At 64.7% G+C, this 584-nt stretch carries 1 pseudogene; it reads left to right on the top strand.

Going from position 1 to position 584, the window contains the following annotated elements:
• Positions 1 to 584, top strand: a pseudogene (locus EN914_RS37685) (NAD(P)/FAD-dependent oxidoreductase); the annotation flags it as partial.

The raw sequence follows: 584 nt of genomic DNA, 5'->3' as shown, positions 1-584 counted from the left end.
ATGCGGGTAAGCGCATCCTCGTCATCGGCGGCGGCCATTCCGCGATCAACGTCGCGCTGGCGCTCATGGAGCTTCAGGGCGAGGCCCCTGGCACGGAAATCTTCTGGGCGCTTCGGCATAGCAGCGTCGAAAGGCTCCTCGGCGGCGGCCTGAACGACCAGCTGCCTGAACGTGGAGCGCTTGGCCTAGCAGCCAAGCAGGCGATGGAAGACGGGCGGCTGAACATGCTGACATCCTTCGCCGTGGACCGCATCGACATGAACGGCGACAGCTTAGCGGTCTATGCCATGCTGGCAGGAAAGCCCCTCGACCTCGCGGTCGATCGCATCGTCGTCACAACGGGGTTCCGTCCGGACCTGTCGTTCCTGAGCGAGATCCGCATCGCGCTCGATCCCGCCGTCGAAGCGCCGCCAGCGCTGGCTCCGCTGATCGATCCGAATTTCCATTCCTGCGGCACCGTTCCGCCGCATGGCATCGAAGAGCTCAGGCATCCCGAACCCGGCTTTGCCATCGTCGGTTCGAAGTCCTACGGGCGCGCGCCTACGTTTCTGATGGTGACCGGCTACGAGCAGGTCCGCTCGGTC

The sequence above is a fragment of the Mesorhizobium sp. M7A.F.Ca.CA.001.08.2.1 genome (assembly GCF_003998455.1).
In the GTDB taxonomy this organism is placed as follows: Bacteria; Pseudomonadota; Alphaproteobacteria; order Rhizobiales; family Rhizobiaceae; genus Mesorhizobium; species Mesorhizobium ciceri.
The sequence above is the reverse complement of the archived record's forward strand: the minus strand, read 5'-3'. Positions and strand labels throughout refer to the sequence as shown.